The 20,142-nt window shown below is 46.2% G+C and carries 19 protein-coding genes and 5 tRNA genes; 6 read left to right on the forward strand and 18 right to left on the reverse strand.

The window, feature by feature from the left end:
* Window positions 1-45: 45 nt before the first annotated feature.
* Genes H5715_RS05910 through H5715_RS05940 form a run of 7 tightly spaced genes read right to left on the reverse strand, consistent with a single transcriptional unit; the run spans window position 46 to window position 6,958 of the window.
* Window positions 46-633: a YceI family protein gene (locus tag H5715_RS05910; protein WP_075187411.1), complete on the reverse strand. Its 588-nt coding sequence runs from the start codon at window positions 631-633 to the stop codon at window positions 46-48.
* Window positions 634-662: 29 nt separating this feature from the next.
* Window positions 663-1,208 (reverse strand): cytochrome b, encoded by a 546-nt coding sequence (locus tag H5715_RS05915; RefSeq protein ID WP_075187410.1) that lies wholly within the window; start codon window positions 1,206-1,208, stop codon window positions 663-665.
* A 14-nt stretch (window positions 1,209-1,222) separates the two neighbouring features.
* The gene (gene pepN, locus H5715_RS05920) at window positions 1,223-3,895 is read right to left on the reverse strand and encodes an aminopeptidase N (protein WP_075187409.1); all 2,673 of its coding nucleotides are present in this window, start codon (window positions 3,893-3,895) and stop codon (window positions 1,223-1,225) included.
* Window positions 3,896-3,910: 15 nt separating this feature from the next.
* On the reverse strand, window positions 3,911-4,165 hold the full coding sequence (locus H5715_RS05925; protein WP_075187408.1) for a YeaC family protein: 255 nt from the start codon (window positions 4,163-4,165) through the stop codon (window positions 3,911-3,913).
* Window positions 4,166-4,177: 12 nt separating this feature from the next.
* Complete coding sequence (locus H5715_RS05930; protein ID WP_075187407.1) at window positions 4,178-5,020, reverse strand: rhomboid family intramembrane serine protease; 843 nt, start codon at window positions 5,018-5,020, stop codon at window positions 4,178-4,180.
* Window positions 5,021-5,056: 36 nt separating this feature from the next.
* The gene (locus H5715_RS05935; RefSeq protein WP_075187406.1) at window positions 5,057-6,049 is read right to left on the reverse strand and encodes a metallophosphoesterase; all 993 of its coding nucleotides are present in this window, start codon (window positions 6,047-6,049) and stop codon (window positions 5,057-5,059) included.
* A 24-nt stretch (window positions 6,050-6,073) separates the two neighbouring features.
* The gene (locus H5715_RS05940; protein WP_075187515.1) at window positions 6,074-6,958 is read right to left on the reverse strand and encodes an NAD(+) kinase; all 885 of its coding nucleotides are present in this window, start codon (window positions 6,956-6,958) and stop codon (window positions 6,074-6,076) included.
* A gap of 36 nt (window positions 6,959-6,994) precedes the next feature.
* On the opposite strand from H5715_RS05940, the gene H5715_RS05945 reads away from it, so the two are divergent.
* Entirely contained in the window at window positions 6,995-8,026 is a 1,032-nt protein-coding gene (locus tag H5715_RS05945; protein WP_075187405.1) for a DUF1853 family protein, read from the forward strand.
* Here the strand turns inward: H5715_RS05945 and H5715_RS05950 are convergent.
* From H5715_RS05950 to H5715_RS05970, 6 genes are all read right to left on the reverse strand, one after another.
* Window positions 7,987-9,126, reverse strand: coding sequence for a cyclic nucleotide-binding domain-containing protein (locus H5715_RS05950; RefSeq protein ID WP_075187404.1), 1,140 nt, complete (start codon window positions 9,124-9,126; stop codon window positions 7,987-7,989). The genes H5715_RS05945 and H5715_RS05950 overlap by 40 nt on opposite strands.
* 41 nt (window positions 9,127-9,167) lie before the next feature.
* Window positions 9,168-10,154: a 1-aminocyclopropane-1-carboxylate deaminase/D-cysteine desulfhydrase gene (locus H5715_RS05955; protein ID WP_175574326.1), complete on the reverse strand. Its 987-nt coding sequence runs from the start codon at window positions 10,152-10,154 to the stop codon at window positions 9,168-9,170.
* Complete coding sequence (locus tag H5715_RS05960) at window positions 10,123-11,478, reverse strand: MICOS complex subunit MIC60 (RefSeq protein WP_246434711.1); 1,356 nt, start codon at window positions 11,476-11,478, stop codon at window positions 10,123-10,125. The genes H5715_RS05955 and H5715_RS05960 overlap by 32 nt, the downstream gene beginning before the upstream one ends.
* Window positions 11,479-11,683: 205 nt before the next feature.
* Window positions 11,684-11,809 carry a hypothetical protein gene (locus tag H5715_RS20390; protein ID WP_281388193.1) on the reverse strand — a complete coding sequence of 42 codons (126 nt, stop codon included), beginning with the start codon at window positions 11,807-11,809 and terminating at the stop codon, window positions 11,684-11,686.
* Window positions 11,810-12,041: 232 nt separating this feature from the next.
* Window positions 12,042-12,118 (reverse strand) — tRNA-Asp (locus H5715_RS05965).
* A 20-nt stretch (window positions 12,119-12,138) separates the two neighbouring features.
* Window positions 12,139-12,214: transfer RNA gene (locus H5715_RS05970), tRNA-Val, on the reverse strand.
* Between the two features lie 284 nt (window positions 12,215-12,498).
* On the opposite strand from H5715_RS05970, the gene H5715_RS05975 reads away from it, so the two are divergent.
* A complete protein-coding gene (locus tag H5715_RS05975) occupies window positions 12,499-13,857 on the forward strand; it encodes a two-component system sensor histidine kinase NtrB (protein ID WP_175574325.1) in 1,359 nt (452 codons plus the stop codon).
* Between the two features lie 6 nt (window positions 13,858-13,863).
* Here the strand turns inward: H5715_RS05975 and H5715_RS05980 are convergent, their stop codons facing one another.
* A complete protein-coding gene (locus tag H5715_RS05980; RefSeq protein ID WP_075187402.1) occupies window positions 13,864-14,361 on the reverse strand; it encodes a flavin reductase family protein in 498 nt (165 codons plus the stop codon).
* A 191-nt stretch (window positions 14,362-14,552) separates the two neighbouring features.
* On the opposite strand from H5715_RS05980, the gene hemN reads away from it, so the two are divergent.
* Window positions 14,553-15,956, forward strand: a complete 1,404-nt coding sequence (gene hemN / locus H5715_RS05985; protein ID WP_075187401.1) for an oxygen-independent coproporphyrinogen III oxidase — start codon at window positions 14,553-14,555, stop codon at window positions 15,954-15,956.
* A gap of 605 nt (window positions 15,957-16,561) precedes the next feature.
* Here the strand turns inward: hemN and H5715_RS05990 are convergent.
* From H5715_RS05990 to H5715_RS06000, 3 genes are all read right to left on the reverse strand, one after another.
* A tRNA-His gene (locus H5715_RS05990) sits at window positions 16,562-16,637 on the reverse strand.
* 21 nt (window positions 16,638-16,658) lie between these two features.
* Window positions 16,659-16,735: transfer RNA gene (locus H5715_RS05995), tRNA-Arg, on the reverse strand.
* 116 nt (window positions 16,736-16,851) lie between these two features.
* A tRNA-Pro gene (locus H5715_RS06000) sits at window positions 16,852-16,928 on the reverse strand.
* 228 nt (window positions 16,929-17,156) lie between these two features.
* Here H5715_RS06000 and folD point away from each other — a divergent pair.
* Genes folD through H5715_RS06015 form a run of 3 tightly spaced genes read left to right on the forward strand, consistent with a single transcriptional unit; the run spans window position 17,157 to window position 19,850 of the window.
* On the forward strand, window positions 17,157-17,999 hold the full coding sequence (gene folD / locus H5715_RS06005; protein WP_075187400.1) for a bifunctional methylenetetrahydrofolate dehydrogenase/methenyltetrahydrofolate cyclohydrolase FolD: 843 nt from the start codon (window positions 17,157-17,159) through the stop codon (window positions 17,997-17,999).
* 11 nt (window positions 18,000-18,010) lie between these two features.
* Window positions 18,011-18,733, forward strand: a complete 723-nt coding sequence (locus H5715_RS06010) for a pseudouridine synthase (RefSeq protein WP_075187399.1) — start codon at window positions 18,011-18,013, stop codon at window positions 18,731-18,733.
* A 7-nt stretch (window positions 18,734-18,740) separates the two neighbouring features.
* Entirely contained in the window at window positions 18,741-19,850 is a 1,110-nt protein-coding gene (locus tag H5715_RS06015) for a class I SAM-dependent methyltransferase (RefSeq protein WP_139309896.1), read from the forward strand.
* Here H5715_RS06015 and H5715_RS06020 read toward each other — a convergent pair.
* Window positions 19,847-20,110 carry a rhodanese-like domain-containing protein gene (locus H5715_RS06020; protein ID WP_075187397.1) on the reverse strand — a complete coding sequence of 88 codons (264 nt, stop codon included), beginning with the start codon at window positions 20,108-20,110 and terminating at the stop codon, window positions 19,847-19,849. The two genes, H5715_RS06015 and H5715_RS06020, sit on opposite strands and share 4 nt — an antisense overlap.
* Between the last annotated feature and the right edge of the window lie 32 nt (window positions 20,111-20,142).

Consider the following 20,142-nt stretch of genomic DNA (forward strand, 5'->3'; position numbering starts at 1 on the left):
ACCTATCAATTAGTGGTAACAATAGATAGGTTTGGTTACGAACACCTACTTTCGAACACCTTCAATCGAAAGTAATAGCTCGACCTTTGCAGACGCAGGCCCCAGATTTTTTGCCATATCCAGTCCAAAATCCTTTGGTGTGATCGTCGCGCGCCCTTCAAAACCCTGTCGATAACCTCCCCAGGGATCTTTACCACCACCAATATGTTCGATGTCGATAGTGATTGCTTTGGTAACACCCAGTAACGTTAAATCGCCAGTAAGTATAGCCTTACCTTCTTCCGTCACTTTATACGAAGTACTTTTAAAGCTGGCGGAGCCGTATTGCTTGCTGTTTAAGAATTTGGGCGCTGCCAAATGGGTTTCACGCTCCGCATGGTTGGTATTCAGACTAGTCACATCGACGGTTACAGCAATTCGACTATTTTCGGGGGCTTTTTCGTCGTAGCTAAATTCCCCAGAGAATTTATCGAAGCGTCCATAGAGCCAGCTGTAGCCCAAGTGCTTTACCCGAAACTGGATAAACGCATGCGCACCTTTAGTATCGATGACGTAATCGTCAGCTACTGCTAATGGCGCAACAACGCCCAAGCTCAGACAAAGACATAAAAATGTTATTAATTGTTTCTTCATACGTAATCTCCTGGTTTTTCGTTTGTGTTTTATCGTCCTAATATTCGTACAAGAGTACGATCCTTATCGAAAATATGGTGTTTAAATGCAGCAAGTGCATGCAATCCGGCGATCCACATAATGGAGAATGCCGTTACTTCGTGTACTTCTTCAGCCAGATGCTCTAAACCTTCTATACCACTCACAATAGCCGGTATTGAAATAAAACCCAGAACATCGAGAGCTTGACCTTTTGCGGTAGTTATTAAGTAGCCGCTTACAAACATAATCAAGATGGCTAAATAGAAAAAAGCGTGGATCAGCTTGGACGACAATTTCTCCCAGTTTTTATGGCTTTCAAGTGTGCCGGGGACTCCACCATAACTGCGCCAAAACAATCGGAAAAGAGTAAGTATTACAAGTACGAAACCGATACTTTTATGAATAGCCGGCGCGGTTTGATACCATGAATCGTAATAATCCAATCGACTCATCCACAAGCCCATTAAAAATAGCCCAATTATAGTTATTGCGCTCAGCCAATGTATTGTCACGTGCAACCAGCCATAACGCTCTTTCGTGTTATTTAGAGACATCTTCGACTCCTTGGTTAAAGGCTTTTGGATACCACTTCAAATACATCCTTGGACAAGTTCGTTTCATTTTGAATTCGTTCAAGCGCTTTCTTCATTAAAGCTTGTCGCTGATCATCAAATTTTTTCCAGCGTGTAAGCGGCGTAAGTAAGCGAGAAGCGATTTGTGGATTCTTCGTATCTAATATTAGTATTTGTTCAGTAAGAAACTCATAGCCATCACCGGATCTATCATGAAAACCGATGATGTTACGACCACAAAAACCACCGACTAGTGCTCGGAGTTTATTGGGGTTACTAGCATCAAATACTTCATGTTCCAGCAGTTGCTTAACCCTGTTCAGGCTACCGGGATTGGGATCGCTAGCCTGAACCCCAAACCAACGATTGATTACCAGCGTTTCGCTCTCCCATTTCCGATAAAATTCATCCAAACAATCTGCCTGAATCGTTTTGGCTGCAGAGCTAGTGCTGTGCACGATTTCCGTCAGCGCTGCTAACTCATCAGTCATATTATCGGCAGTAACAAACTGCTTGTAACATAGATCTATGGCATCTTGTTTACCGCTGGAGACAAGGTAGCTCAACACAGTGTTTTTGAGCTTACGCTGCGCAATACTGGCCGCATCGACTTTAAATGGCTGAGGGCTTGCCAGCACCTTATAAATGTCAAGATAGTCCTGGTATAACAGGGTCGCAAGCTTGCGTTTTACTCGCACGCGGGCATGGTGTGTCGATTCAATATCTACAATACTCTGAGTCTCGGCAAGATACTCCTCGCTGGGTAGCGTCATGGCGTAAGCGAGCATTTGCAGATCCTGCTCCGAAGCTCCTTGGGCAGCATCCTTCGCTTGTAAAACCAATTGTCGTTGCGCCACCAGAAGGGCTTCGTTAACGCTAGGCGCGGGCTCATTGCCCAACGCAATCATAACGTCTTTTATTACACGGACAGCAATTTGCTGGCTGGCATCCCAACGACAGAAGCCATCGGAATCTTTGGCTACCAAGCGCTGCAAGTCCTCGAGGCTGTAATCAAATGTGACCTTTACCGGTGCAGAGAAATTTCTGAATAACGATGGAACCGGCGCCTCCATGACATCATTAAAAACAAACGACTGCTTTGCTTCGGTAATCTCCAATACGAAAGTATCGCCAACCGAGGGATTTTTGTCGTCGCTTAATAAGCAGTTGAGTGGCCCGTCTTTACCAACCAGGCCTATAGCCATTGGAATATGGAAAGGAAACTTCTGTTCAGATTCAGGCGTTGGTGGGCAACTTTGACTGATATCCAATCTATAGGTTTTTGCTTCCGCGTCGTAAAGGCCCTTTATTTTTAATCTCGGTGTTCCCGCTTGACTATACCAGCGTTTGAATTGCGTAAAGTCACGCCCCGACACATCAGCCATCGCCTGCACAAATTCATCGATGGTGACTGCGCAGCCATCGTGACGATCAAAATATAAATCACTACCTTTTCTGAATAACTCGGAGCCCAGCAGACTATGAATCATCCGTACAACTTCAGCGCCTTTTTCGTAAACTGTTAAGGTGTAAAAATTTGATATCTCGATAAACGATGAAGGCTGTACCGGGTGTGCCATGGGGCCTGCATCTTCTGCAAACTGATGGGTACGAAGCAAATTAACATCTTCGACACGTTTTACCGTTCTTGAACCCATATCTGCAGAAAACTCGGCATCCCGAAATACCGTAAACCCTTCCTTCAAGCTCAGCTGGAACCAGTCGCGGCAGGTTACACGATTCCCTGACCAGTTATGGAAATATTCGTGGGCAACAATGCCTTCAACCGATTGAAAACTTTCGTCGGTGGTTGTTTCAGGGCTGGCAAGTACACAGCTACTGTTAAAAATGTTCAGGCCTTTATTTTCCATTGCCCCCATATTGAAATCGTCTACCGCTACGATCATAAACAGTTCCAGGTCGTATTCTCGCCCGTAAACTTTCTCATCCCACTTCATGGCTTTTTTAAGGGATATCATGGCATGGTCGCATTTAGCTTTGTCTTTTTCCTCGACAAAAATTCTAAGTAGAACGTCCCTGCCTGACTGTGTGATAAATGTTTCATCTATATTGACCAAGTCGCCCGCGACAAGGGCAAATAAATAGCAGGGTTTTTTATGTGGATCGTGCCAGCTTACCCAATGGCGGCCTCCATCAATGGAGCCTTCAGAAATTTTATTGCCGTTTGAGAGCAAAACTGGATAGCGTACCTTATCGGCTTTCACCGTTGTCTGAAATTCGCTCATTACATCGGGACGGTCGAGGTAATAGGTGATTTTTCTAAACCCTTCTGCTTCACATTGCGTGCAAAACATTTTTTTAGACTTATACAAACCTTCGAGAGATGTATTATCCTGCGGCTTAATACGAGTCACGCATTCCAATACAAAAATGTTCGGTACATGTCTAATCGTAAGTTGTTCATCCGTTATCGAATAGTTACCTTCTACAACAGCCTTACCCTCAATTTTCAGTGAAAGTAACTCAAGATCCTGACCATCCAAAACCAAGGGAGCATCACTGCCTGCCGTTGCTTTTTCGATAGTTAACCGGGACGTGACATCGGCGTAGTCTTCGTATAGATCGAAGGTTAAATCTGTTTTTATGATGTTGTACGCGGGAGCGATGTAATCCTTCAAATAAATTGTATTCGGCTGTGCATCTTTCACCTTACATCTCCTCGCTTATTGCCATTTAAGGGTATTTGTTTCGTTATTCGATTTGGTGCTGTCACAGGACTTTTTTTTCGGTGGTACATAGCCTGTTCGCTCAATCTCTGCGACATACCGACCTTCATAAGTGATGATGGCCTGCATGCAGGTTTCTATTTGCTCCGTTGACAATTTTCGTCCATCTGGCCACTTGCCAACTTCTATTGCGCTGCGAAAACGCCGGTAAATTTCCGGCGTCATTGTTTTCAATATTTCTTCTGCTTTCATTTTTTATCTCGCCTAGCTTGGCTGTATTTTTTTGCGGTAAATAAACACCTCAATAGCGGCGACAACTATACCTAGAATTAATCCGCCCAGGTGAGCGCCATTCGCAACCTGACCGGAAATAAACTGATCGATAATCCCTAGAAAACCGAGAGCCAACCAACTCAACATAAAGATATATACACCCGAAGGCATTTTGACCAGAGGGCTTGAGTGAAACCACCCCCAAACCAGTAGATAGCCCAAAAAGGCGTAAACCACGCCCGAAAGCCCGCCAAAGAGGTTTCCAGAGGCCATGTAAAACTGCACATAATTCGCACCAACAGCCGTTACTAAAAAAATAGTTAAATAACTTCGTTTACCGGCAAAAACTTCTATGCGTCTACCCAACTCCCATATCCAAAGCCCGTTAAACAAAATATGTAGTAAATCAAAGTGCAAAAAAGTGGGTGACAGAATACGCCAAATTTCTCCTTTCGCTGCTGCAGTTTGCAGTGGCAGAAATAGCAGTTTTGATACAAGCGACGCGTTGTAAAACTGCGCGATTAACAAGTAACCAAAAAAACCTAGAGTGATAGTTGCCAGCGTAAGCGGAAAAAGCTTCAGGCTTTGTTTAACGTTTACCCCCCCTGAAGGCACCGCTGCTGCTGTTTTTTGCCCTTTTGGGGGCTCTTCTCCCCTTTCTACCAATTTAAAATAATCCGTTACAAACTGAGCCTGTGTGGAATCTGCCAACCAAAGAATCTGCTGTCCGGCTTGCTCGGTAATGCGGTGCTTAACCTGATGCGACAATAAAAACTGGTTCAGGTGTTGTAGCTGCGTGTTTGCTGGAAATTCAGCTATTTTGGTCCAATTCATAATGTGAATATACTGATGCGAGTGAATTGTGGATGCTTAGGGTGTATCGGTATTGCGTAAATCCTGAGTGACATTTATCCAGACAAATTTGGATTTATCCAATTGAGTTTCGCCATCGTAGCGATAACATGCCAAACGGCCATACTTGACGGCGCTGTAATCTAGGCAAGCGAGATTTTTCTTCACGGGTTCCGGTTCGCCCTGTAGCCAATAGTGCCCGACGAAAACGGGTTTTTCGGTTTCACTATAAGACAACAGTGAACGCTTTTGTTCAGTATTGAGGGGCAGAGAGCCAATATCGGCTGGTAGTGGATCCGGTTGAAAGGCGACATCTTGAAAGGTTTCTGGAGAATCTGCCCAGAATTTCGTACGAAACGCCTTGCGCTCCAAACCATCTCGTCCGGTAATGTGCCTGCCTTCCGGAAGAGTCAGATCTGTTCCCCTTGTTAGACGATCTAGAAATCTTTGAGGAAAGCTCCCCTTTATGGCTGATTCTTCTACGAACAGCCTTGATATGACGTTATTTTCTGGGTATTTACACCGAAACTCAGCGATAAACTCCCCGTCCCAACAGGCGTGAACGGCGCGAAAAGTATCGAACTCAATAAAGACTGGCAAGGTGTGAAACCAATCGAGGAACATACGCCACTCTTCTGGATAGCCTGCAAATTGATTTAGCGTTTCGGCTATCAACCAGTTGTGACGTTTATTGTGCTCGCGAACATAGGTTTTGCCACTGCCCTCCGGTGCCGGTGTGGTGTAAGCCAGGGCATTATATTCGTGATTGCCCAACAGACATTGGGCGGCGCCTGCATCCACCATCGCTTTTACAATATGCAGGGACTCTCGTATTCGCGGCCCCCTATCGACAATATCGCCGAGGAAAATTGCTTTGCGTGTTGCGTGCGCATAGACCGGCCAGTGACCCGTCGACGCCGTATCGATATAGCCCAGTTCCTGCAGCAATCGCTCGAGTGTAGACCCGCAGCCGTGAACGTCGCCAATAATATCAAAGCCTTGATGTACCATCGTAATTACCGAGAAACAGTTAGATCAGGGATTCCCCGTATGGCTAGCCCACCCCAATTTTGAGCGACAAGTTTCGTAAAAATTATGCCCCTCTGGGTGAATCAAGCTTAAGCTTTTTTCGGATTTAGTAATGATGACCTCATCACCCGGCTGCGACATAGTCTGGCTCTGGCCGTCGCAGGTTACTAACGGGTTCAGATTGTTATCTTCCGAGACTATCAACCGGACTATACTGCTCCCGCGAACGACAATCGGACGACTACTTAGCGTATGGGGGTATAGTGGAACCAGCGCCATGGCATCCAGGTTCGGGTGCATAATTGGGCCACCGCCACTGAGCGCATAGGCTGTTGAGCCTGTGGGCGAGGAAATAATCAGGCCGTCCGACCGCTGTCGGTATACGAACTCGTCGTCTATATACAGTTCGAACTCAATCATACGAATAAATTTGCCCGGGTGTATGACTACATCGTTCAAGGCAAGACCACTGGACAGCTCGGTATCGTCGCGCAACAGCCGACAATCAAGTAGAAACCGCTCTTCCTTTAAATACTTCCCATCAAGAACTTCGCCAACTTTATATTCGATCTCTTCAGGAGAGATATCCGTAAGAAATCCAAGCCTGCCACGATTGATTCCTAATATGTGAACGTTATGCCCGGCAAAAGCTCGGGCTGCCGAGAGCAAACTCCCATCGCCCCCGACAACAATAATAAGGTCACATCGTAGCGCCAACTCGTTTCGGCTTGCTATCTCATACCCGCCATCGGGCAATACTGACGAGGTTTCGTCATCTAACAATATTTCAACCTGCTGTTTGCTTAGAAAGGAAACAAGTCGGCTGATAGAATATTGCGTACTGGTACTGGCGAGACGGCCGATTAGGCCAATCGTTTTAAATGCAGTCATAATCATTAAGATCTGTTTAGGTAATGCGAATTCTATATGACCAATGTCAAAGTCTCCATCAATCCCTGTACTGAACTCGCAATTCCATTGAAATCGGGCGCTCACCCCTGGTTACAGCTTAAATCTTCTTATCTAAGGGATATTGCCTGGGTCATATTCAGTCCAAACCTGATAGGAACGACCCTTGGCGCTTATACTGACGCAGGAAAAACCCTTTGGGGATCAGCAGAAAGTCGGCTAGGTATTGCACAAACACTTAAAGAGCTGGATTCAGATCAGACCTACCATACCTATGAACCGCGTCCACGAATGCGATTGGGGCATTACTTTGAAAGCCTGTTACGCGACCTGCTAGTTTTGCCTGAGTTTCAAAAAGCAAGTCACACAAAATATCTAGCCAGCAATATACAGGTGGTAGAGGGTAAAACAACGGTCGGGGAAATTGATTTTTTGGTGGGCCACCCACCCCAACATACCTTACATATAGAAGCTGCGGTGAAATTTTACCTGCTTCCCCGAGATTGCCCCAACGCAGATAACCCTCTTAGCTGGGTCGGGCCGAACACAAGGGATAGATTAGGGCTAAAGCTCGCTCACCTAGAGCAAAAACAATTAGCCCTATTGGAAAAACAGCCTCGTGCACGTCAGTTGGCTTCAGTATATTCAGAGAGCGGTAGCGACAAGAAAATCGAATCCGCTTTCTATGTAAAAGGCATGCTGTTTATTCACTGGTCAAGCCCGGTTCAGCGCCCCAAAAGGGCCAATCGAAACCTGTTAATGGGGCACTGGCTACACCAGAAAGATTACATTACGCTTACTGAACATTTACGAAGAGAAGCGCAAAACCACTTTTTGATACCACTAAACAAAAACGATTGGATGTCCTCGTACTATTGGAACAGCGCAACGCTCAACGGCCAAGCAACAATAGCTGAACCCAGCCATAACACAGTCCCCAAAATGTTCAGCCATTTTTTTCAACAGCTTAATGGTGAATGGTGCGAAGGCAGAATACTGGTGGTACCCGATCACTGGCCAGAGAGCAATGCCCCATCGCGAATAATATAGGCGGGATCGGCAACCAAATTGTCTGCCAGTTTCTGTCCATTTACACCACCTTTTAAGGCCATAACATTGTATCCCTGCTTTCCTAACAGATAGGCGGCAGCACGGCTTCTTCTACCTGTATCACAATAAAATACGTAGGGTTTTTCGGGGTAAAGCAATCGTTTTTTTAAGCTCAGTAGATTAAGCGGAATATTACCCGAAAGCGCCATATGCCCAAAGGCGTACTCCTCGTCGGTGCGAACATCAATCAAGGTGGGCTGCTCTACCATATCTGCAAGTTCAGCTTCAGTAACTTCGTCGACAACGGCATCCTTCAGAAGCAACATAAAATCATTTTTTTCCAGTCGCATTAATACACCGTCAGTTTTCATTACAACGTTCGCATTGCGAACCTGCTCATAGACCAAGGCATCTTCACCGAAACAGCGACCGGTACAGATATCAGCAATTTTTACGATTGTTTTTTTTGCTTCGTCAAAATGAGTAACAACGGCATCCCCCTCCTTTATAAAATAGCAACAATCGCCGATTTCACCCTGCCGAACAATAACCTCATCAGCATCGACAACCATCGGAGTTAAGCGAGAAAAAATTTGTTCGACATTTACGGGGGGAACTTTAAAAAAGAGGTTAGAATTGAGAACGGTGTAGATCCACTCAGAGTCTTCATCGAGATCCCGCTGCAGCGAAATCTCAGACATTAAATACTGTGCTATCTGACACCAGCTTAGTGTCCTATCAAGTTGATCACTATCAATACGTAACAAAGTAGTATCGCACAACGCAGTGGCGCGACAGGAGCGAGGCTGTATTTGCGCTAACGAAAATTGCTGCTCACCAGCACGAACAATTTCAACATGACCCGATGGATACGTTAATTCAACCTCGCCATAAAGCATATATACATGCTGATTATCGATGGTGCCCTGCTCGAAAACCACATCACGGGCAAAAACTGTCTGCACCTCTGCCCGCTTAAACAAATCTTCGAGAAAACCCGGTTTCATTGACTTAAGAGGAGAAAGACTTTGCGCGATTTGAAGGAGATCCTGATTCGTACTTTTAGATGATTGCTTGGTTGCGCTCTGAACTATACCCATTATCAACTCACTATGTCCTTTTAAATCTAAACGCTAACGGTTTAGCTATTGATACCCCGTTTACCCTGCAATCCGCCCGTATGAATCGCAATAATCCTGGCACCCTCTGGCCATGCACCCTGATTGACCATCGACGTAATGCCATACAGCATCTTAGCAGTGTATACCGGATCCAATAAAACCTGTGTTTGCGCTTCAAAATATTGAACAAATGCCGCTAGACTTGCCGGATATTGCCCAAAACCACCACAGTGATATTCGCTATTGATTTGCCACTCAATTTTTCGTGGAGATGAGACTCCAAGAAAACGTTCCAACCCCTCATTGACATGATTCTCGAGCCAGCTCTGCGCACCTTTCAAAGCACTATACCCTAGAACTTTCGATACGGAGCTACCTTTAATCCCCTGTATTACACCAGTGATAGTCGAACCTGTACCACAAGCCAGCGCAATCGTATGGGCGTCACCCACCCTATTCTTAAGGGTATCCCCTATTGCAATACAGCCCTTAGTGCCCAATTCGCCACCACCACCTTCTGGCACCCAAAAAACCGGGCCAAGAATAGTGCCAAGCTGGTCCATCCACTCCTGCTCGTAACGACGCTTGTAATCTGCTCGAGAAACGAAGTGAAGCCGCATGCCCATAGCAGTCAAATCGTGTAATGTCGCGTTAACCACCGAGCTTGGCTCACCGCGGATCACCCCAATGGTTGGTATCCCAAGTTGCCGCCCGAGCGCCGCCAGCGCGTGAAGATGATTAGAATAAGCTCCGCCAAAGCTAGCAATAGATTTTCCCTCCCCAACCTCAGCGTACGCTTCTAAATGATAGTACAGCTTGAATAGCTTATTCCCGCTTAACACCGGATCAATCATATCCAGACGTAGCAGGCTCAACTGAGGCCCGCCAGCAAGCGTAGCGAAAGTCTCCAACTCCTGTAATGGCGCTGTGTTCGCGATAGCTTCCGGTGTGATTGTTAGGAATTGATCCAGATTTTTAGCCGCTGACAACCTTGAGACTTTTGGCACCTTTGATCTCTTTGTGCTCTTTGCAACGATCCTGATCGCCGCTGTGAAAATCGGCCGGATTACTGACCCGGGAAACATTCTCCCCGCAGATACCGCCATCGGAACCCAATGCCGTACAAACCGGCGCTTGATAGTGCTCCAACCAAGCTTTGTAGTGCGCTTCTTGCACTCCACATTGGCCGGCGGCATATGCTACTGGATTAGCCATGTAGTCTGCAATGTCGCTTAAAGGGATGGTGATATGGCCGGCGCCAGGCTGGTAGGTAACAAAGCTTACCCCTTGCGACACCATCTTACTCAACAACTCATCGTGAGAGCTACCCACCAAGCCCTGATTGTCCTTGCGTAAACGAGCCACTTCATCTCTCAGCTGGCTTTCCTGCTCGTTACGGTACATCAGTTCGACCTCCCGCATCTGCAGCATTTCCTTTAACTCTGTTGTTGCCGCCTCTAGTTTTGCATCTAACTCCGTAGCATAGTTTTCTCGCAGTGCCTGAGCATATTCAGACTCCTGCCCTTCTGCTTTTTCGAGCTTGTGCTCAAAATATTCACGTAAACCCTCTATTTTCTGCGCCTGGCCTTCAATTGTGTCTTTTAGCGCCCGGTTCCGCTCCTTTTCCTCTTCAATCGAACGGCTCTTATCTGCGATTAAACTTCGATACTCTTCTATTCTATTGCTGTGCTCTAACTTTAAAGCGGTGAGAGACCGTTCATTATCCTTCGATATCGTCGCCGACCTAAGGCGCTGATCCTTGAGAATCTGCGCCATCTGGTCCCGAAACTCCTTTGCATACTCATTTCGAAGTTCATGTGAAGTGTGCTTTTCCAGTCCACCTGCGCCACGATGTACAGGCTCAGGTGCTTCCTCTGGATTATCCCGAAATTGAATAGAGAGCTTATTGCGCTTGACCGCTTTAGTCAGCATCTGCAATTGATTGCGAGAGGAGCGCATATCAGGATCCCATAGTGCATCCTGAAAGTAGCGTATTGGGCACTGGCTGGCGCACACTAGCCGAATCGGCCCAGCCCCGAGATCTGGACCACGCAATGCGTTGGATACCAGTTGATCCAGTGGAATATTCCAGCTATCGACAACCTTTCCCTTTGGCGTAAATCCGATAGTAAAGAAGATCGTAGTGCGAATACGAAAGCGTGAATCAATCTCCAAAAAAACGGCTTTTGCCGTGCGCTCGGCCCATTCGACCGCAGGCACGTAGCCGTCGAGAATTGCCTCAAACTCGGAGTAGTGCATTTCCTTGCTTGGAAGGCCATCATTCTCAAAAAAGAATATTGCTTGAGCTAACTCATCATGGTCGAAGATCACGTTGACTGGCACCGTCAAATTGCTGATATCTACTTATTATTGACCAGCAAAAGCCATTGCGTTGTGAACTGCCCTTCAGAAATCAGATAGAGGCGCCAGAAATCGGACTCTCGGCCCTTTTCTATGGCGTATTTTCTATAAGAGGATTTAAATTGAATTGACTGCGTGCGAGGTATAAAACGGATAGTTGGGAAAAGAGGCGTTCTTAGAAGGTTTCACATTCGTCCAAATCGTCTTCTTCATGTATTTCCATATCCTGCCCATCGGCATCCCAATCTTCATATACCCCCTGCTCGTTGGAGCAAAGTAGATCTTCTAAATAATCGTTCATTACTATTCCTATCAATTTTTTGTTGTTTTCTGGTGTACAGAAATATAACACCGCCTATATGACAGGGATTTTACAGAAAGGTTTGATTTTAATTATTTTAGCGTGGGTTTTGTTGTTTTCGGCTAAAAAACCAGAAGGAAGCTGTGTGTACCCTGAAACAACAATCAACCAGATGCGTTTATAGCAAATACAAAAAAGCCCCACCCTTTTAAGAGCGGGGCTTTTTTGTATTTGGCGACCCGGAAGGGACTTGAACCCTCGACCTCCGGCGTGACAGGCCGGCATTCTAACCAACTGAACTACCGGGCCGCGGTATCTCAAACAGAATATGGTGGGTGGTACAGGGGTCGAACCTGTGACCTACGGCTTGTAAGGCCGTCGCTCTCCCAACTGAGCTAACCACCCGCTTTTGAGTGTAAAACTCAGACTACCCTGTTGCGAGAGGGGCGCATTCTACCGTTTTCCTTACGCTTGTCAAATAGTTACGGCCTTTTTTTCATTTCTCCGTCATAATCGTTTTTACAGTTAAAACCGGAACCCGGAGTGTTTCTCAAATACTCATGTTTAATCTTGAGTCAAATGACCTAATTATGTTTTTCTTGCGACGACCAAACAAACTTCCAACCGTTCTATCTACGCTATTTTTACCCCTAGCTCTCCCCGCCTGCGCGAACCCAACGGGCACATTATTGGGCAGTAATAACTCTGGTTTCTTAAGTCTAGCATTCATCGCCTTATGCGTAGCAATAGCCCTGCAGATTGTTCTAATATTTCGCATTCGCAACCAAACCAAGATCAACAACGGAACCCCGAGTAATGCAGAGCCGGAGAATGCCAAACATCAGTTATTCAGAGAGATCGTTCGCCACGAAGCAACGGAAGAATTGCTACGAGAAACCCAGGAATATATGAATTGCATGATTAACTCCATGCCTGCCGTACTAATTGGTATTACTCCTGACGGTTATATTACCCACTGGAATGACTCTGCCGCCAAGGTTGCCAAGCTTACGGCAGAGGAAGCTGTAGGCTCCCATATTGAGCAAGCATTTCCTGAACTGCCCGTATCAATGGAAGTCGTCGGTGAAACTATCCGCAGCGGCATCCCCTATAACAGCGACAATATTAAAGATGGCGTGGGCTCTCAGGCTACGTTCACCAGCCTGACCATTTACCCGTTAATGTCCACAGAAATGTCGGGCGCGGTAATATTGGCAGAAGACGTAACACCGCGCGTACGAATGGAGAATCTTCTGATCCAGAACGAGAAGATGATGAGCCTTGGCGAACTGGCCGCAGGTGTGGCTCATGAAATTAACAACCCCCTCGCTGGCATCTTGAGCAACACTCAGAATATACAACGCAGGATATCACTGGATCTTCCTGCGAACCGCGATCAGGCTCGGAAATTGGATTTAAACCTTGAGCAAACCTATGCTTACCTGGATAAACGAAGTATTCCGCAGTTCTTAGAAAATATACGTGAAGCCGGTGAAAGAGCGGCTAACATTGTGAAAAGCCTGCTGGAGTTCTCTCGCGGCAACGATATAAAACATCAGCACATTGAGCTGAAGACACTTATAAACCACACTTTGGACCTCGCTACTAATACTTTCGAGGTTCAGTTGCACTCTGGATCTGGACTTCCCAGCATAAAAACAGAGCTAATTGATGAGAGTGTAAAGGCATACTGTTCACCCACTGAAATTCAGCAAGTGCTTTTAAACCTGTTGAGGAACGCGGTCCAAGCATTACAGAGCAACCCAAAAGAACATGCCTGCCCACCCGAAATTTGTATTTCTCTTTCTCAAACCAAAAGTCACGCAGTAATAAGGGTTTCCGATAACGGCCCGGGAATTCCGGAGGAAATACAAATGCACATATTTGAGCCTTTCTACACGACCAAGGAGTTAGGGCAAGGAACCGGCCTAGGTTTAAGTGTGAGCTATTTTATTATTAAAGAGCACCATGAGGGCTCAATTGAAGTTGAAAGCGAACAGGGCAAAGGCACCAGTTTTATTATTAAGCTACCCCGCAGCGAGAGTTAACCTGTGCTATAGCATCCTGTAGGAACCATTTAGGTATGCGAGGGATTTCACCTCTCCCTCAGTCACACGTGTGCGCAAAACATCCCCGATAAAAATATTGTGTGTGCCGTAGGCATGGGTAGCTTGTTTGCGACAGAAAAATACAGCCTGAGCGTCCGCAAGAAAAGAAAGACCGGTCTCTTCATCCAGGGCCCAATCTCCTAATTCAAAGCGAGTGCAACCTTTTTCTGGCGTAGCGCAAATGGTTGATATTTGCTCATGTTTCGGCCCAAGCACATTCACGCAGAAGGCCCCACTTTCAATCATGGCCTGATCCAATCGCGCCTGGCGGTTAACACATACCAGTAGCGATGGTGGCTCAGCAGAGACGGAAGTTACGGATGACGCTGTCATTGCAGACCTTTCTCCGTCCCCATTGTTTGCAGTGATAACGCAAACCCCGGAAACCAAACGACGCATTCCATCGAGCATGCTTGATGATGTGGATGTGTGATTATGGGACATACAAGCAAAAGCCTCTTGGTTACAGGTATAATTCACGCTAAATGGTATGCTTTGCCACTGCTACCCATAGTATGAAGGGCAAAAGACTGCTGAGTTTACATTCCGGTTATTGAGGGAGCAATTGTTTCCATCGAAACTCCGTATAATCAGCTGCTAAAAATACAAACACTATCGCCACAAGAAAGTTATTTATGTCTAGAAAAGTAAGCCAGCTTTGGGATATTGACCTTATTCGCAAGCATGATCTGTCCGGCCCACGATACACCTCCTACCCCACCGCTCCACAGTTTAAAACTGGCTTTAATGAGCCTGACTGGGCAATGGCCGCAAAAAATAGCAACCTATCCCAGGCACCACTTTCACTGTATTTTCATATTCCGTTTTGCGACACCGTCTGCTATTACTGCGCCTGCAATAAAATCATCACCGCCAATCACAAACTTGCCGAACCCTACCTGCAAGCCCTGCTAAAAGAAATTCAGCTGCAGGCCGATCACATTGATCAAAGTAGATCCGTCGACCAACTTCACTGGGGCGGAGGCACTCCGACTTACCTGACCGATGAGCAAATGGGCACGCTGATGTCTGCTATTGCAGACAATTTTATGCTTCGCACCGACGATAGTGGCGAATACGCCATTGAGATCCACCCCAAAGGGGTGACCCCCCAGCGTTTGGCTCACATCCGCAAGCTTGGCTTTAACCGGCTCAGCATGGGAGTGCAGGACTTCGATCCCGATGTACAGAAAGCCGTAAACCGTTTTAATAGCTTTGAGGAAGTTGCTGCTCTTATGCTCACGGCGAAGCAATTGAAGTTTAAATCGACAAGCATCGATTTGATCTATGGCCTACCTTTGCAATCGGTCGAATCGTTTACGCAGTCGCTCAAAAAAGTAATTGATATCCACCCTGACCGTATCTCTATTTTCAACTATGCGCATATGCCCGAGCTGTTCAAAACCCAGAAGCGAATAGACGCAAGTCAGCTACCTGAACCACAGGAAAAACTACAAATTTTGCACAACAGCATCGAACAGCTTTTAAACGCGGGCTATATCTATGTTGGTATGGACCATTTTGCGCTTCCGGAAGATGAGCTGGCAAAAGCACAGCTGGAGAAAAAGCTGCATCGCAACTTCCAAGGCTACTCGACTCACGGAAACTGTGAGTTGTTCTCCTTTGGCGTATCCGCAATTGCAACCTTCGGCAGCACCTATATTCAGAATCACAAAACAATAGATACATACTATTCTGCGCTCGAAGAAAACAAACTCCCCATCCACAAAGGCATAGAGCTTTCTCTGGATGATAAAATCCGACAAACGGTTATTTCCGAGCTCATCTGCCATTTTGAGCTGTCTTTCATAGAAATCGAGCAACGCTATAACCTTTCTTTTAAAGAATACTTTGCTGATGAACTAAAAACCCTCATCCCACTTGCCAACGACGGCCTTATTGATGTTTACGACGACAGATTGCTCGTCAAGGATACCGGCCGACTACTGATACGTCGCGTCTGTATGACCTTCGATGCCTACCTCCAGGCGAAGCTAAAAACCGAAAACTCAGGGCCCAAGTACTCCCGCATCATATAAATTCCGAGTATTAACTGTTCTATAGAGCGGGCTATTTATGAGATTTTAAAATGCTGCAGGACAGCATAATATTGACGTAGATCAATATTTGAGCAGCAAATGCGAGTAAGGTGGAATAACGAAATACGGTTTAATTAATAAACCGTACGCATACAACGACATAGGAGGTTTTGTTACCGCGCAAATGGTTTTGCGTAATTCAGATTTACCAGCGTAGAGAAGTCGCCATGACGTTTTATAAGCATCTAGAACAGTACACCCAAGCATGCCGAGACATTAACAAACAGAACGCGATGAAAAGAAAGTGTCAAAGCTGTCGAACAGAGGGAGATTGCTGGCTTTTTTGTACAGAGTGCGTCAAAGATTCTCAAAAAAGCAAATACTGCAGTGTCACTCTTAAAGCAGCGAGTTAGCGGGCTTAAGAGAGTCTAAGCTGGGTTGCAAGGCGTCCCACTCTATATGGGCGCTCCGACAAATGCTCGAATGTTCATTCGGGCATCCAGTAGTTATCACACTTTGTAATACTTGCATGCCTAACAGCGTTTTATTAACTTTAGCGTGGAATTTGTTCGAGTGGTTACCGTATCGGCAAAAGAAAAAAAGAATGGGGTGACTGACGGGGTTCGAACCCGCGACCACTGGAATCACAATCCAGGGCTCTACCAACTGAGCTACAGTCACCATTTAAAGCATGCTTGAAACTGGCGCGCCCGGCAGGATTCGAACCTGCGACCGTCCGCTTAGAAGGCGGATGCTCTATCCAACTGAGCTACGGGCGCGTATCTATCTTGCCGTCAATAAAACTGACAGTGCTTGCAAACGGTACGATTATCTACCGGCTTAGAATATATTCAACAATATCAGTAAAAAACGCCAATTTGACATAGGCTCGATTTGGTCGGAGTGGAGGGATTCGAACCCCCGACATTCTGCTCCCAAAGCAGACGCGCTACCAGGCTGCGCTACACTCCGACTACAGAGGGCTATATAGCCGTGTTTCGAGAGGCGTGCATAATACAGAGGAGCATCATGTCCGTCAACGCCCAAGTTGATGGTTTTTAAAGATTTTTTCATGCTCCAATTTACAGAGTGCTTGGTGCTTAGCCCCAGCTATGGGAAAATGCCCGCCCACGGAGATAGCCTGTCGAGTTTCGACCTAGTAAAGCTCACTTCTGTTGAACCAAACCAAGGAAACACCCCATGCCCGCACTGCTCCTAGATGGCAAAGCACTTGCACAAAAAACAGAATCCGAATTAGCTGAGCGTGTTAAGGCTCTCAAGCAAACAACCAGCAGTGCGCCGATACTAGCGACCATTCTTGTCGGCGACGATCCGGCATCCGCTACATACGTGCGAATGAAAGGAAATGCGTGCAGCCGAGTCGGTATGGACTCGCTAAAAGTCGAACTGCCCTCCTCCACCACGACTGAGCAGCTGCTTGCCAAAATCGAAGAGCTTAATACCAATCCAGATGTTCACGGAATCTTGTTGCAGCATCCCGTTCCGGAGCAAATTGATGAGCGTGCGTGCTTTGATGCCATACAACTAAACAAGGACGTCGATGGCGTTACCTGCTTGGGGTTTGGCCGCATGGCAATGGGAGAGGATGCCTATGGCTGCGCAACGCCTAAAGGTATTATGCGCTTGCTGGAGGCCTATGAGATACCACTAGAAGGCCGTCATGCAGTTGTTGTAGGGCGCAGCCCCATTTTGGGTAAGCCCATGGCGTTGATGCTGCTAAACGCAAATGCCACGGTCACTATATGCCATTCGAGAACTCAGAACCTGCAGGACCATATTAAACAGGCCGATATTGTTGTTGGCGCAGTGGGTATTCCTGAATTTATCAAAGCAGAATGGATCAAAGATGGCGCCGTTGTCGTCGACGCGGGCTATCACCCTGGAGGTGTTGGCGATATCGAACTGGCACCGCTACAGGAGCGCGCTAGCGCCATTACGCCGGTACCCGGCGGCGTCGGCCCAATGACCATAAATACGCTTATCTATCAAACCGTAGACTCAGGCGAGAAATCCATGAGTTAATCGGCGTTACTATGCGCCTGGATAAATTTATTGCGACAAACTCCCAGTACAGCAGAGCAGATATCGCAAAGCTGGTTAAAGCTGGCAGGGTGAGCATCAATAACGTCCCTGCCAGCAAAACAGCTCAGGCAATACGAGTAGATATTGACCACATTATCGCTGACGGACACTTGATCAAGCCCTTGTCCGAACGCTATTTAATGGTTAACAAACCTGCGGGGTATGTTTGTGCCAATACCGATAACCTGCATCCAACGGTTATTGATTTAATACAGCAGCATTTTTTGAAAGAGACAGGGTATAACAAACTTGAGAAACTTCAAATTGTTGGTCGATTGGACATCGACACTACCGGACTTGTTTTGGTAACAACTGATGGAGATTGGAATCACCGCGTTACCGCCCCTAGCAAAAAGTGTTTTAAGCGCTACCTAGTTGAAACCGAAGCCCCTATAAGCGCTGAACTTGTCGATTTATTCAGCGTAGGGCTATCTCTGAAAAATGAGAGTAAAAAAACCAAGCCAGCCATTTTGAGTATTGTAGACAGCCATCAGGCATACCTCGATATCCAGGAAGGTAAATACCACCAAGTTAAACGCATGTTCGCGGCCTGTGGCAATCGCGTCACGCAATTACACAGGGTTTCCATTGGCAATGTTTTTCTGGATAAGAATTTGAAATTGGGCCGCTGTCGAGAGTTAACCTTAGACGAGATCCAACATTTTCAAGGCTAAGCAAATTTTGAAGAAATCAGACCCAGCGCAAATTTATTCCCTGATGCAGCAAGTTCGCCCAGCGGCCCCGGCGCGGGTATTGTGGATTGCAGACGAAAATATGCCGCTCGAGACGGTGCAGGCCCTCAGTGCATTTGAATCTCTCACGCTGATAACTAACCGGTATGATTTAGCTGAAATCGCCAAACAAGCGCTAACAGGAAAAGATGCATCCGTTCACTACTCGGATTTTGATTTTGCCGAACCGGAAATAGCCAACACCCGGTACCACACTATTTTCTATCGAATATCCAAAGAACGCCCTATTGTCCACTGGATTTTAAACCACAGTGTGCAATTGCTAGTGTCTGGGGGACAATTAATACTCGCGGGGCAAAAAAATGATGGGATTAAAGGCTATGTGAACAAGTGCAACAAAAATCTCGGGTTGTCGGGCAGCAGCAAGAAATATGGCAACAGCTACCTTTCCGAACTACTGTACTCATACCGATCAGGCGAAAATACTCCAGAGCTTCTCGATCACAAAAACTATGCCAGCACACGAAAAATTGGTGAAGTATTTGATATGGATTTGTACAGTAAGCCTGGCATCTATGGCTGGGAAAAAATCGACGAGGGAAGCCGGCTACTAACGGAGCAATTTTACGGCTGGACACAGCTCAATCAGGATAGGGATAAACTGCCACATTGCACAGCAATAGACCTAGGGTGTGGCTACGGCTATCTCTCTCTAGCTTTACATGCGTACGGCATAGCGAATATCACGGCGACAGATAACAACGCAGCAGCAATAGCGCTAACATACTATAACCTCAAACAAGCCGGCGCTGAAAATTTCAACGTAATAGCGGCCAATTGCGGTGATAGAATCGTTACAAAGGCCGATATTATTTTATGTAACCCACCGTTTCATCAAGGTTTTGGCGTAGACGAAAAGTTGACGCGAAGCTTTGTTCAGGCTGCTTTACGCCTACTTAAACCCTCTGGGACTGCATTTTTTGTGGTAAATGCCTTTATCCCGCTAGAAAAAATTGCAGGGCGTGTTTTTCAAACGTGCAACCAGCTAACCAATAATGGCAAATTTAAAGTACTGGAACTGTCAAATCGCAAAGGCTAGCGTTTGCGAAGATCTTCGTATCCACCCTCATTAACAACATTGCTGTAACCCATTTTATTCAAAATATCTTTAGCTACACCAGAACGCCTCCCGGTTCTACAATAGACACGAATATCAGCCGATTTTTCTTCTGTAATGGCTGCAATTTTCTCATGAATTATGTCATAGGGAATATTGATGGAATCCTTATAGAAGCCAGCTGTATACTCTTCTGCAGTACGCACATCAATCCAAATAGTGTTATCAGTTGTTTCAGCCATTACAGAACTCCACATTAAAAGTATTACTAAGA

Origin of the sequence: Teredinibacter haidensis, assembly GCF_014211975.1 — a bacterium.
Classification (GTDB): domain Bacteria; phylum Pseudomonadota; class Gammaproteobacteria; order Pseudomonadales; family Cellvibrionaceae; genus Teredinibacter; species Teredinibacter haidensis.

Coding starts and splice junctions, on each gene's coding strand:
- H5715_RS05910 (WP_075187411.1), bottom strand. CDS start 633: ATGAAGAAACAATTAATAACATTTTTATGTCTTTGTCTGAGCTTGGGC.
- H5715_RS05915 (WP_075187410.1), bottom strand. CDS start 1,208: ATGTCTCTAAATAACACGAAAGAGCGTTATGGCTGGTTGCACGTGACA.
- H5715_RS05925 (WP_075187408.1), bottom strand. CDS start 4,165: ATGAAAGCAGAAGAAATATTGAAAACAATGACGCCGGAAATTTACCGG.
- H5715_RS05930 (WP_075187407.1), bottom strand. CDS start 5,020: ATGAATTGGACCAAAATAGCTGAATTTCCAGCAAACACGCAGCTACAA.
- H5715_RS05935 (WP_075187406.1), bottom strand. CDS start 6,049: ATGGTACATCAAGGCTTTGATATTATTGGCGACGTTCACGGCTGCGGG.
- H5715_RS05940 (WP_075187515.1), bottom strand. CDS start 6,958: ATGACTGCATTTAAAACGATTGGCCTAATCGGCCGTCTCGCCAGTACC.
- H5715_RS05945 (WP_075187405.1), top strand. CDS start 6,995: ATGACCAATGTCAAAGTCTCCATCAATCCCTGTACTGAACTCGCAATT.
- H5715_RS05950 (WP_075187404.1), bottom strand. CDS start 9,126: ATGGGTATAGTTCAGAGCGCAACCAAGCAATCATCTAAAAGTACGAAT.
- H5715_RS20390 (WP_281388193.1), bottom strand. CDS start 11,809: ATGAACGATTATTTAGAAGATCTACTTTGCTCCAACGAGCAGGGGGTA.
- H5715_RS05980 (WP_075187402.1), bottom strand. CDS start 14,361: ATGTCCCATAATCACACATCCACATCATCAAGCATGCTCGATGGAATG.
- hemN (WP_075187401.1), top strand. CDS start 14,553: ATGTCTAGAAAAGTAAGCCAGCTTTGGGATATTGACCTTATTCGCAAG.
- folD (WP_075187400.1), top strand. CDS start 17,157: ATGCCCGCACTGCTCCTAGATGGCAAAGCACTTGCACAAAAAACAGAA.
- H5715_RS06010 (WP_075187399.1), top strand. CDS start 18,011: ATGCGCCTGGATAAATTTATTGCGACAAACTCCCAGTACAGCAGAGCA.
- H5715_RS06020 (WP_075187397.1), bottom strand. CDS start 20,110: ATGGCTGAAACAACTGATAACACTATTTGGATTGATGTGCGTACTGCA.